Source organism: Vibrio sp. M260121 (assembly GCF_036533715.1).
GTDB lineage: Bacteria > Pseudomonadota > Gammaproteobacteria > Enterobacterales > Vibrionaceae > Vibrio.
In genome coordinates this window covers 44,748-56,968 of sequence record NZ_JATABF010000031.1, presented here as the reverse complement: position 1 = coordinate 56,968, position 12,221 = coordinate 44,748, and the positions used below count along the sequence as shown (strand labels likewise).

The following is a 12,221-nucleotide window of genomic DNA, read 5'->3' as shown; positions in this document are numbered from 1 at the left end:
ATGAATTGGAATTACTTTACTTTTGCTAAGACGCACCCAGGAAAAGTACGACCTTATAACGAAGACGCCTTACTTGAGATGTCTGAAGCTGGGCTTTGGGTTGTAGCGGATGGAATGGGTGGACACAGTGCGGGGGATATTGCGAGTCAAATGTTAGTGGATCGCATCGCTCGCCATATCAAAGACAATAAAACAACGAATATCGATGAACTAAGAACGGTTGTCCAGCAAGCAAACAAAGAGATTTTTGATTACGCACAAGCCCACTTAGAGGGCAAAACTATGGGAACGACTCTTGTCTTATTGTTTATGCAAGATGGCTACTTCCACTGTCTATGGGTAGGAGACAGCCGCATCTATCAACTCAGAGAAGGTCGCTTTTCCCAAAAAACCAGAGATCACAGCCAAGTCATGGATTTGGTTGAGCAAGGTCTATTGGCTTTTGAGGATGCAGAGTCACATCCATTGGCTAATGTCATTACTCGAGCGATTGGTGTGGACGAAGTTGTCACGATAGACCAAGTATCAGGCCAGCTTGCAGACGGTGACCAATTTCTTTTGTGCAGTGATGGATTATCAAAAGAACTCACCAACGATGAGATGCACAAGACACTTTATGCAGACTCGGTTAATCAGGCGGGTTTAGCTTTGATGCATTCTGCATTAGTGAGAGGTGCGAGTGACAATGTCACGTGCGCTTTGATCAAAGCCTGTTGTGAGAGAAGCGAGCTAGACGGACGAGCACAAGACGATGCCACTATCCCAGTATTCTTGAGGAGCAAGGCGAATGGTTGATCCCAAAAGTGTATCTGACTCTAGCAGGGTATTCGATTGGTTGGAGCCGGTTCTATTACCAGTATCAGAAGAGCGCCCAACAGGTGTAGATCCGCGTGAAGACGTGTCACCTCAATCAGCATACTACCGTTTAAAAGACAGTCGAATGGCGGCACGCAATGCTGAGCGCAATGCGATTATCGAAGAAGAGAGCATATTAACGCACACTAACTTGTGGCGTGTCTTTATTGACGAGGTTCCGGATATTCTTTCTCGCCAATCAAAAGACTTAGAATTTGTTGCATGGTTAATTGAAGCCCTCACGCGTCTTTATGGATTTCGTGGCATGGGAGTTGGCTATGAAATTGCCTCAAACTTCATCGACAATTTTTGGGAACAACTGTATCCAATGCCTGATGAAGACGGTATGGAGACGCGTATCTCTTCCATTATTGGCCTAAATGGCATCGATAGTGAAGGAACGTTAATTTTTCCTTTAGCATCTATTCCCCTGACTGACATGGGTGTAGAGCAACCGTACGCCTTTTGGGAATATCAGCAAGCGATTGAGTTAGAGAGACTTGATGAAGACAAGCGCCGCTACAAGGTTGAGCAGGGTGCTGTTGAAATGTCCAAGATTAACGACACGGTGAAATCTACATCTGATGAGTTCTATCGTGAACTTATCTCTGACCTTGAGTTTGCGATGGTTGCGTTTAGCCAATTTAGTCAAAAGCTTGATGATGCGGTTGGAGACGTTACACCGAGCTCATACATTTCCAAAAAACTAGATTCAATACATTCGGCATTAAAGCATCTATTGGGCGTTCGTTTTCAAGCTCCATCAGAGGTGACTGAAGTTATTCAGCTCGATCCGACTGAGGATGAGGAAGCCGCAATTCTACAGGGGCAAAACGGCGCTTTATTGATGACAAACATGCAATCGCGGGAACAGGCGATTGAGCAGTTACAAAAGGTGGCAGACTTCTTTAGAGAAAGTGAGCCTCATTCACCAGTTTCTTACTCCATCGAACAAATCATTCGTTGGTGTGGAATGCCTCTGCCGGAATTACTGGCGGAATTGATCTCCGACGGAGATGCAAAGAGAAGCTATTTCCGTTTAGTTGGCATAGCAGAACAAAATGAAAATTAAGAAAGGGAGAACGGTATGACGAGTATCCACTCGAAACTGTCACGAGTAAGGAAGCCTCGTGTTCACATTACCTATGATGTTGAAACTGAAGGAACAACGCTGAAAAAAGAGCTTCCTTTTGTTGTTGGTGTAATGGGCGATTTCGCAGGACAAAATACGGAAGCGCTGAAGCCACTCAAAGACCGTCGCTTTATTCAGATCGACAGAGATAACTTCGATGACGTTCTTAAGAAAATGAACCCGTCAGTGAAGTTTAAGGTTGCCAACAAACTCGCGAAAGATGACTCACAATTTGAAGTTGATCTGAGCTTCAAATCGATGCAGGACTTTGAGCCAGCAGCGATCGTGAATCAAGTTGACCCACTGCGCCAGTTAATGGAAACACGCAATAAGCTACGTGACCTAATGACAAAGGTGGATCGTTCAGAAGAGTTGGAAAATATTCTAGAAGATGTCTTAAACAACACGGATAACTTAACCAAGCTAGCAGGCGAGCTGAAACTAGGTGACGCTCACCCGACGGACAATCCAGAGGGAGTGAAGTGATGACGACGCAAATTGAAAAGCAGCTTGATCCTACCGTTGGTGAGCAGACTTCCTCTTTTCTAGAGCAAGCGATTGGCGCAACTAAGCAAACAGAAGCTTCACGTGCTGAAGAGCTGATTAAGACGTTAACTGAAGAAGCAATGAAAGGCACGGTCTCGTGGAATAAGAACCTAACCGTGACTTTCCGTGAAGCGATCAACTTACTCGATCGTCAGATTTCTGAACAGCTGTCCGAAGTCATGCACCATCCAGAACTGCAAAAACTTGAAGGATCTTGGCGTGGTTTGAACTACTTAGTCATGAACTCAGATACCAGTTCGACACTGAAAATTCGCATGATCAGCATGACGAAGAAAGAGCTTCATAAAGATTTGAGTAAAGCGGTTGAGTTTGACCAAAGCCAGATATTCAAAAAAGTTTATGAGTCGGAATTCGGCAGTGCCGGTGGTGAGCCATATGGTGCACTGATTGGTGATTATGAATTTACTAACCACCCAGAAGACATTGAATCACTTCGTTTAATGTCGAATGTGGCCGCGTCAGGTTTCTCTCCATTCTTATCTGCGGCTTCACCTGCATTGTTTGGTTTTGATGAGTGGACAGAGCTTTCTAAACCTCGCGATTTGGACAAAGTTTTCGAATCACTGGAATATGCTCAATGGCGTTCTTTCCGTGAAAGCGCAGATTCTCGTTTTGTAAGCTTAACCATGCCAAAAGTATTGGCGCGTTTGCCTTATGGACAAGCAACTTCGCCGGTGGAAGAGTTTGGCTTTGAAGAGTTTGACGTTGACTCAGTGTCGGGTATTGCAACGAATGCTGAACATAATGATTACTGTTGGATGAACTCTTCTTATGTGCTGGGTGCTAAGCTTACCGATGCATTCTCGAAATATGGCTTCTGCACCGCTATTCGTGGCGCAGAAGGTGGTGGCCGAGTAGATAACCTACCGACGCACTTCTTCATGAGTGATGACGGCGACCCAGATATGAAATGCCCGACAGAAATTGGCATTACGGACCGACGTGAAGCGGAACTAGGTAAACTTGGTTTCCTTCCTTTGTGCCACTATAAGAATACCAACTACGCGGTTTTCTTTGGTGCACAAACCTGCCAAAAACCAGCCAATCACGATTCTCCTGATGCGACTGCGAATGCGGCCATTTCAGCACGCTTACCTTACATGATGGCAACGTCACGTTTTGCTCATTACTTGAAGGTCATGGCGCGCGATAAGATTGGTAGCTTTATGGAAGCTGAAGACGTGGAGTCGTGGCTAAACCGTTGGATCTTAAGCTACGTGAATGCCTCAGAAGGTGGTGGTCAAGAAATCCGTGCGAAATACCCGCTTGCCGATGCTCGTGTTCAGGTGAAAGAAATTCCGGGTGCGCCAGGTTCCTACAATGCTGTGGCATGGTTGAAGCCTTGGCTCCAAATGGAAGAGTTGACCACGTCATTACGCTTGGTCGCAAAGATCCCTCAATCGGGTGGCTAAGTAATAGGTGGTTGGCCTTTGGGTCAACCACTCCTTCCACGCTTGGGGATAGAGATTGAGTATTAAAAGTGACGATTTGGAATGGCTAACGATATGACATTGAATTTCTTAGACCCAAGTGAACTGAAACACGAGTTCAGTCCACTTGGGTGTGCGGAACTTGATAGTCACTGGGTTACCCAGTTTGTCGAGTCAGTAGATTCAATACATTCGGCAAAAATTTGGCTAGAAGGAACAAAAAGTTCAACTGTTGATGATTTTCGATATAGCGTGTTGATGGCCATCGATCAGATTGACCAAATATTGGAAGAGCAATTGAATGAGATTATTCATCATCAAGTGTTTCAAGCATTGGAAAAATCATGGTTAGGTGTTCGCTATCTGTGTGAGCAAACTGCCAGCCAATCCAGTGAACCTGTGAAGATAAAAGTGCTTTCGGCAACATGGGATGAGGTCAGCAAAGATGCACTGAAAGCCATCGAGTTTGATCAATCTGCGCTGTTTAAATTGTTGTATCAGAATGAATATGGCATGCCGGGTGGTGAGCCTTTTGGGGTGGTGATCGGTGATTACGAACTAAGACATGACCCAGCGAAAAATCACTTTGATCGAGATTTAACTGTGTTAAGTAAGGTTGCGCAAACTGCGGCAGCGGCATTCAGTCCATTCATTCTGTCTGCGCAGCCAAGTGTGTTTGGTGTTAATCGATTTTCAGAGCTGTCATCGACCACAGATATTGGCGCTCAGTTTGAACAAGTTGAGTACATAAAATGGCAAAAGTTACGAGAATCGGAAGATGCGAAATTCATCGGTATTGCTGCACCAAACGTGTTATTTCGCTTGCCTTATACCAGAGACGGTTCTCGTATAGAAGGGTTTGATTTCGAAGAGGCTATCAATGATTCTGAGCGCGAATTGCAGTGGGGAAGTGCCGCTTTTTGTTTCGCTGCGATTGCAATTCGAACGTATCAAGAACATGGCTGGTTTACTCACATGAGGGGTGTTAAGCAAGGCGATTACACACAAGGAACAATTTTAGCGCCCACGCGAAGTTCAGTGCATTTCACTAGCAAAAATACCCGCGATAGAAGTCCTTTGAACTTAAAAGTTTCAGAGCGCAAAGAAAAAGAAATATCGGATTGTGGATTTATCACCATGTCACCGGTTGCAGAGACCTACATGGTGGGGATGACATCCAGCGTGTCCATTTATAAGCCAAGACAGTTCGAAGAGCAGCATATCTCTATGAACGCCAAGTTGACCTCGATGCTGCAATACACGCTTTGTGTTTCACGAATAGCCCATTACATAAAGGTCATGGGACGAGACAAAATCGGTGGTTATCAAGATGCAGATTCAATCCAACGAGACTTCCAAAAGTGGCTTCATCAATACACAACAGCCTCTGACGAAGCTTCGGATGAACTGAGGGCAAAGTACCCTTTAAATGAGGCAAACATCAGCGTTAAAGAAAAACGTGATTCCCCCGGACACTATTATTCGGTGGTTCATTTACGGCCTCATTTTCAACTCGACCAGATGGTATCGGCAGTCAAACTTATTACGGAATTATCACCAGAACAAGTGGTGTAAGGGAAGACAATGAAAACATGGAAAAATGCGCTTTCTGAGGGCAACTTACAACAGGCTATAACACTGATTATCGAAGACATTAAAGCTTCACCAAAAGATGCAGCGTTACGCAGTTCTTTTATTGAACTGTTGTGCATTGACGGTGATTTTGAACGTGCTGACGATCAGCTCATACAGTCGATAAAATTGTTCCCTGAATATTTATCTGGTGCGAGTCAGTTACGCCATATGGTGAAAGCGGCACAAGCGCGAAAAGACTTTACAGGTGGGGCTGCCACTGCACAGTTTATTGAATTTGATCAGCAGGCCAACGAGCTTGTTGTAGACCTTAATTTAGCCATCAAAAATGAAGAGTTTGACCATGGCTATGAACTCGCTCAGTCACTGGAAAATATGCGAGAGCAAAAGCGTTTCCTACAAGGAACTCGAGAGTTTGAGGATGTGAGAGATATTGACGATCGTTTATCCGGATACATCGAACTTTTCTCGACGGCAGGTAACTACTTTCTGGTGCCGATCAAAAACATTAAGCATCTAGACATAAAACAAGCGAGCTCGATGCTTGAACACATCTGGCGACCTGTTGAGTTTGACATTGAAGGCTTGGGTGAAGGTGAGGGGCATATGCCTCTGACTTACATTGATTCCATTACCGACGCGCAAAAACTTGGCCGAGAAACAGATTGGAGGCAATTAGGTGAAAGTGAACTGTTTGTCGGCCTAGGTCAAAAATGTTGGCTTGTCGGTGATAAAGCACTGCCTATCTTTGAGCTGGACACCTTGTCAGAAAGCAAGGCATTGGCATAGAGGTTTTTATGCCATTGGTCGCTTCTTTACTCGACAAGCTTATCGATAACGATCCACATCTTAGAGAAGACAAGGATTTTCCGTTGGGTCAGCAAGCATTGGTCGACAATCTTCTAAGAGACTTGGAGTCCATGCTGAACAGCCGTATCGGTTGGACGGAAATTTCGGATGATCTCAGAGAAGTAAAGTCCTCAATTTTAAATTATGGATTACCTGACTTTTCGTCTATGCCATACAGCAGCAAGCAGGGGCAAGATCAACTGTGTGAAATCGTTCGTGATGCGATTTTAGAGTTTGAGCCTCGCCTAGAAAGCCCGAACGTTAGCATTCTAGATGAAAAGAGCGCAGTAGACAGAACCTTGAGACTAAAGATCAGCGCGACTTGTCTGATTGGCAATAACACACACGAAGTGACATTTAACTCAGAAGTAGAACCCGTGAGTTTAGGCATGAAGTTGAGCAGAATGAAATGAGTGACGAGTTTATTAAGTATTACAACCGAGAGTTAGCTTACTTACGCCATAAAGGGCAAGAGTTTGGCGAGCAGTACCCCAAAATTGCTTCTCGATTGGGGATCAGTGAAGAGCAAGTCGATGACCCTCATGTGGAGAGGCTTCTTGAAGGCTGCGCTTTCATGACAGCTCGTATACGTCAAAGTCTCGATAACAGTTATCCGCAGTTTACGGAATCTTTGATGGGGCAGTTGCATCCGGATTTTCATGCGCCAATCCCTTCAATGTCGATCATTAAAATGAAATGTAATGAGTCGACCTCTGCTCCCTTTGATGTTTCTAAGGGGGAAAAGGTGATGGTTGGCGCGCCGGGTTACAAAGAATGTGAATTCAGAACGTGTTATGAGACAAGAATGTATCCCTTCGATATATCGGCAGGAACCTTTGAAAATGCCCCGATACAGCCGATTGGTTCTCCTTGGGAGCGTTCGTCTAAATCTGTACTTAAGGTAAAGATCAATGCTAATGATGGTGAGTCTGCATTAAGTGAGATTGGCGTCGAGACGCTCAGATTCTACCTCAATGGCCAAGCACAGCTTACTCAGCGGTTATATCAGCTATTGTTCCAAAGCCTAATCGGGATCTCTGTCTCGGTGAATGGTTGTGAGCAGGCTTCGTACACTCCACGTCACTGCCAAGCTGTCGGTTTTATCGATAGTCAACAAGTCGTGCCCTACAGCAAGCGAAGCTTTTCTTCTTCGAGGATGTTGGTGGAATATTTACACTTCCCCGAGAAGTTTATGTTCTTTGATGTCGTTGACTTAAATCTTGAAAAGCTAGGTATTAACGAGGAGTTGGAACTCAACTTTTACTTTGACTGCAATGATGACTGGCTCCCAAAGCAAGTTGACAAAGACAGTGTGTTATTAGGTTGTGTTCCCATCATCAATCTGTTCAAAACAACAATGGAGCCAAAGCGACTAGAGCCAGCCGAGTACGAATACCAACTGTCTCCACAATACCAAGAAGCAGAGAGCAACGAAGTGGTGTCTATTTCGAATGTCACGCTTAGGAATTGGAATAAAACATACGAGAACTTGCCCAGTTATTTTGCCGGTGAACACACTCATTACATGAACAAAAGCGAGATTTTTTGGGTCATGAGGCGAGAGGATAAGAATTGGGCAGGTGGGTTCGATGAACCGGGCCGAGAAAGCTACATTTCATTCGTGGATAAAAAGCACCGATTATTTGCTCCTGAAAGTCGTGAAAACTGGCTGATGTACGTACAGGCGGAATGTTGCAATCGAAACTTACCGCAGAAACTGCCTTTTGGTGGCGGCCTGCCAGAGGTCTCGCTACCGAGTGTCAATGACAATTTTGCTGAGCTTCGATGCCTTGTTTCTTTGTCAGAAACGGTGAGGCCGGAAATGGATGAGAGCACGCGTTGGCAACTAACCAAACTGCTTACCCTGACTCATTTTACCGATGAGGATGGACTCTCTACGCTCAAGCAATTACTCAACTTGTATGCGTTTACAGGTACAGCGGAAACGAAATCGCTGATCGATGCTCTCGTAAATTTCGAGTATCAGCAAACAACGGGAAGGGTCAACGAAAAAGGTAAAGTTGGATTTGCTCATGGTGTAAAGCTCATATTGACCGTCTCTGATCAAATGATATCTAAAGAGCAAGTCTTCCTTTTAGGTTGCGTTTTGTCGGTGTACTTCTCTCAGTTTGCGGAAGTAAACATTTTTACGCAGTTAGAGGTAAAACTTAAATCGACAGGCCAGTTATTTCATCGGTGGCCAGCACTGATCGGAAACAAAGCTTTGTTATGAAACCAGAAGAATTCTTAATTCAGCTGAAAAAGCGACCGTTGTTCGAAGCGATTCACCTAATCGAGCAAGCGTTACTTCGTTCGCAAGCTCAACTAGGCTCGGATGAGTTACCCAAGAAAGAGAAGCTTGAGTTAAAAGTAAACGCCTCATTGGGTTATGAGAATGCACAACTGGTTAATGCGACACTTTCTGAGCATAAAGTTTTCCTAGAAACGAACTTGCTTGGCTTAACGGGTGAGCAAGGTGTTTTACCAAGCTACTACAGTGAATTGGCCATCGGTCGTGAAAAGGCTGGTGATGGTGCAATGGTCGATTTCTATAACATTTTCAATCATCGCTTGTTGTCACTGTACTACCGAAGTTGGCAGCTAAGTCAATTTGCGGTGCAAGCACGTGAGCACAATAAGGGCAATCGAGCACCTCTATTGAGCAGTCTTGAAGCGGTAACTGGGCACGAAAAGCACCTGAACAATTACTATGCAGGATTGTTTGCGCAGAAAGGTCGCGGTAAAGGTGCGCTAAAAGACTTAATTGAGCACCTCACAGACTGTGAAGCTAAATTACACGAGCTTCAGGGGCAGTGGATGAGTGTATCGCAAGATGAGCAAACTAAGCTAGCTGGAGGATCATCGCCTGAAGGGCAGTATGCTCAATTAGGGCGAGGAGCTTCTATCGGTGCCAAGGCATGGAATATCAATGCAGGAATTACGATTGAGCTGTTTCCGACGAACACATTACAGGTTGAGCAATTACTGCCAAATAAATCGAGCTTAGCAACCATAAAGTCAGTTGTGCAGGACTATGTTGGCAAGCATAAGCGCATTAATTGGAAGCTCACGACACGTCATAAACATTTACCTCAAGTTCGTCTTGTTAAAGGTTCTGGTCAATTAGGGATAGGAACCGTTTTGGCAAAACATAAACGAACCAAAGATCGAAAAATAACAATTACCATTTAAGGGAATCAAAATGGCTTTACTCTCACTTTCAGCGTTGGTCGAAAGGTTATCACCTGTTGCACGAGAAACACTTGAGCAAGCAGCCGCTATGGCCAGTTCGCGTACTCACCATAGTATTGAAATGACGCATTGGTTACTCACCATTGTCCAAAATCCCAATCAAATCTATGCTGAAGTTTTCGATAAATTTAATGTCGACGCGCAGGTAGTTGAATCACAGCTACTATCTCAATTAGAAAAGTATAAAACAGGTTGTGAGTCAGTTCCGGGACTTTCAGCGCATACAGTTTCTGTGATGCAAAACGCCATGATGGTCTCGACGATTGAGTTTCAAGCAACGGATCTTGATTGTATCCATCTGCTAAGTGCTTATTTGTCAGATGAAAGCTTGGCGAACGTGATGAACCAAGTCAGCACAGAGCTAGACAAAGTAGAGGCAAGTGCACTCCTTGGATTTTCAGAGGGGAGTTCACCACATCAAGCTGGCGTTACTGGAACTAAAGGGTCGCACGCGGCGTTGGATCAGTTCACCGTGGATCTCACTGAACAAGCAAAGGCAGGGAAGATTGATCCAGTAGTTGGACGAGAGAATGAAATCCGTCTAATGATTGATATTTTGCTTAGAAGGCGTCAAAACAACCCAATTCTGACGGGTGAAGCTGGGGTCGGTAAAACAGCGGTTGTCGAAGGACTGGCTCAAAAGATCGTCGAAGGAGATGTCCCTCCAGCGCTAGAAGGCGTTTCAATTAAGTCTCTTGATATGGCTCTGCTTCAAGCAGGAGCGGGCATGAAAGGCGAATTCGAAAATCGGTTAAAAAACGTAATTAAAGAGGTTAACGAGTCTTCCACGCCAATCATCCTTTTCATTGATGAAGCGCATGGTTTGATTGGTGGTGGCGGGCAAGCCGGTCAAGGTGACGCTGCGAACATTCTCAAACCCGCTCTGGCAAGAGGTGAGCTGCGAACGATAGCAGCAACGACCTGGGCGGAATACAAAAAATACTTTGAGAAAGACGCAGCCCTGACAAGACGATTTCAAGTCGTTAAAGTGGAAGAGCCAACGCCAGCGGTTGCCGTAAACATGTTACGTGGACTATTGAGTGTTATGGCTGAACACCATGGTGTTTACATCACCAGCGATGCTTTAGAAGCCGCTGTACAGCTCTCCTCGCGTTACATAAATGGAAGGCAGTTGCCAGACAAAGCCGTTTCCGTTTTAGATACCGCATGTTCCCGCGTAGCCTTGAGCCAAAATGCCATTCCGGGGTTGCTCGATAGCAAAAGGAAATCTGTTCAACTTAAACAAGACGAGTTAAAGCAGCTTGAGAAAGAGTTTCAATTTGGCTCGGAGAATACTGAATCAGTCCAGCGCATAAGACGAGATATTGATGAGTTATCTACTCAGGTCTCTGACTTGGAGTTGCAATGGAACAAAGAACAAGCGTGGGTTGAACAAGCGATAGCGTTACGCGAAAAAATTGCTCTAGAACCATTAAGTGAAGATAAGAAAAAATTAATGGAAATCGAAAGCGACTTAAACGCGAGTGCGCAGCCTTTAGTGTTTTCCCATGTTAGCGAGGCTTTGATTGCTGAAGTCATATCAGACTGGACTGGGATTCCACTAGGTAAACTGCAAGATGATGAAATAAAAGCTGTTCTAAACCTAAAAGAGAGTTTAATCGAGAGGGTTGTTGGTCAAGACCACGCGCTAGAAGTCATGTCTGAGGTGATCAAAACGGCGAGTGCGCAATTGACTGATGAATCCAAGCCAAACGGTGTGTTCCTATTAACTGGTCCAAGTGGTGTGGGTAAAACGGAATCTGCGTTAGCGATTGCGGAAAAAGTGTATGGTAGTGAGGACAACGTTACGACAATCAACATGTCGGAGTTCAAAGAAGAACACAAGGTCTCATTGTTGCTAGGTTCTCCTCCAGGATACGTGGGTTATGGTGAAGGTGGTGTATTAACCGAAGCCGTCAGACGTAAGCCGTATAGTGTAATACTGCTGGATGAAATGGAAAAAGCGCACCCAGGAGTTCAAGACATTTTCTACCAAGTCTTTGATAAAGGGATAATTAAGGACGGCGAAGGCAGAGATATCGATTTCAAAAATACGATTATTATCATGACAGCGAATACAGGGACGGATACCACCATGTCACTGTTCGATGACCCAGAACTTGCTCCTGATCCAAGTACATTAAAAGACTCACTACATGATGACTTACTAAACGACTTTAAGCCCGCCTTTTTAGGAAGAGTGAATGTCCTTCCTTATGTGCCTTTGGATAAAGAAGTATTGACACAAATTACACGCCTCAAGCTGAAAAAGGTGTCAGACAGAATTGAAAAACACTATTCGGCTGAACTGCATTTTGATGACGATCTTGTAACCGACATAGTGGATAGCAGTAACGAGTCTGGGAGTGGGGCAAGGGTCGTGCAAACAACCATTGAAAATACGCTATTACCGAAAGTTTCTCATGAAATATTGAACGCCATTCTTAATGGTAAGACATTTGAAATAATTAATGTCGAAGGTTCTGTTAATTCATTGAGTGTCTCACTTATTTAACAGTTTTTCTAAAGTAAAAATTATTTGA

At 44.5% G+C, this 12,221-nt stretch carries 10 protein-coding genes; all 10 read left to right on the top strand.

The genetic code is table 11. The features are described from left to right. The 10 genes from QTO06_RS16515 to tssH all read left to right on the top strand — a co-directional run bounded on the left by QTO06_RS16515 (position 1) and on the right by tssH (position 12,193). Entirely contained in the window at positions 1-795 is a 795-nt protein-coding gene (locus QTO06_RS16515; RefSeq protein ID WP_331408981.1) for a PP2C family protein-serine/threonine phosphatase, read from the top strand. Next, entirely contained in the window at positions 788-1,927 is a 1,140-nt protein-coding gene (gene tssA, locus QTO06_RS16510) for a type VI secretion system protein TssA (RefSeq protein WP_045401274.1), read from the top strand. Before QTO06_RS16515 ends, tssA begins: the two co-directional genes overlap by 8 nt. A 15-nt stretch (positions 1,928-1,942) precedes the next feature. Continuing rightward, the gene (gene tssB, locus QTO06_RS16505; protein ID WP_005426987.1) at positions 1,943-2,473 is read left to right on the top strand and encodes a type VI secretion system contractile sheath small subunit; all 531 of its coding nucleotides are present in this window, start codon (positions 1,943-1,945) and stop codon (positions 2,471-2,473) included. Beyond that, the gene (gene tssC, locus QTO06_RS16500; RefSeq protein ID WP_005426776.1) at positions 2,473-3,966 is read left to right on the top strand and encodes a type VI secretion system contractile sheath large subunit; all 1,494 of its coding nucleotides are present in this window, start codon (positions 2,473-2,475) and stop codon (positions 3,964-3,966) included. The genes tssB and tssC (QTO06_RS16500) overlap by 1 nt, the downstream gene beginning before the upstream one ends. Before the next feature lie 81 nt (positions 3,967-4,047). Then, entirely contained in the window at positions 4,048-5,559 is a 1,512-nt protein-coding gene (tssC, locus tag QTO06_RS16495) for a type VI secretion system contractile sheath large subunit (RefSeq protein WP_050904824.1), read from the top strand. 9 nt (positions 5,560-5,568) lie between these two features. Continuing rightward, complete coding sequence (locus tag QTO06_RS16490; protein WP_331408979.1) at positions 5,569-6,366, top strand: type VI secretion system accessory protein TagJ; 798 nt, start codon at positions 5,569-5,571, stop codon at positions 6,364-6,366. An 8-nt stretch (positions 6,367-6,374) separates the two neighbouring features. After that, positions 6,375-6,839 (top strand): type VI secretion system baseplate subunit TssE, encoded by a 465-nt coding sequence (gene tssE / locus QTO06_RS16485; RefSeq protein ID WP_005426975.1) that lies wholly within the window; start codon positions 6,375-6,377, stop codon positions 6,837-6,839. Continuing rightward, positions 6,836-8,659, top strand: coding sequence for a type VI secretion system baseplate subunit TssF (gene tssF, locus QTO06_RS16480; RefSeq protein ID WP_331408977.1), 1,824 nt, complete (start codon positions 6,836-6,838; stop codon positions 8,657-8,659). Before tssE ends, tssF begins: the two co-directional genes overlap by 4 nt. Then, complete coding sequence (gene tssG / locus QTO06_RS16475; protein ID WP_331408976.1) at positions 8,656-9,618, top strand: type VI secretion system baseplate subunit TssG; 963 nt, start codon at positions 8,656-8,658, stop codon at positions 9,616-9,618. Before tssF ends, tssG begins: the two co-directional genes overlap by 4 nt. Positions 9,619-9,628: 10 nt before the next feature. Beyond that, a complete protein-coding gene (gene tssH, locus QTO06_RS16470) occupies positions 9,629-12,193 on the top strand; it encodes a type VI secretion system ATPase TssH (protein WP_331408974.1) in 2,565 nt (854 codons plus the stop codon). The last annotated feature ends 28 nt before the right edge of the window (positions 12,194-12,221 follow it).

Coding starts and splice junctions, on each gene's coding strand:
- QTO06_RS16515 (WP_331408981.1), top strand. CDS start 1: ATGAATTGGAATTACTTTACTTTTGCTAAGACGCACCCAGGAAAAGTA.
- tssA (WP_045401274.1), top strand. CDS start 788: ATGGTTGATCCCAAAAGTGTATCTGACTCTAGCAGGGTATTCGATTGG.
- tssB (WP_005426987.1), top strand. CDS start 1,943: ATGACGAGTATCCACTCGAAACTGTCACGAGTAAGGAAGCCTCGTGTT.
- tssC (WP_005426776.1), top strand. CDS start 2,473: ATGACGACGCAAATTGAAAAGCAGCTTGATCCTACCGTTGGTGAGCAG.
- tssC (WP_050904824.1), top strand. CDS start 4,048: ATGGCTAACGATATGACATTGAATTTCTTAGACCCAAGTGAACTGAAA.
- QTO06_RS16490 (WP_331408979.1), top strand. CDS start 5,569: ATGAAAACATGGAAAAATGCGCTTTCTGAGGGCAACTTACAACAGGCT.
- tssE (WP_005426975.1), top strand. CDS start 6,375: ATGCCATTGGTCGCTTCTTTACTCGACAAGCTTATCGATAACGATCCA.
- tssF (WP_331408977.1), top strand. CDS start 6,836: ATGAGTGACGAGTTTATTAAGTATTACAACCGAGAGTTAGCTTACTTA.
- tssG (WP_331408976.1), top strand. CDS start 8,656: ATGAAACCAGAAGAATTCTTAATTCAGCTGAAAAAGCGACCGTTGTTC.
- tssH (WP_331408974.1), top strand. CDS start 9,629: ATGGCTTTACTCTCACTTTCAGCGTTGGTCGAAAGGTTATCACCTGTT.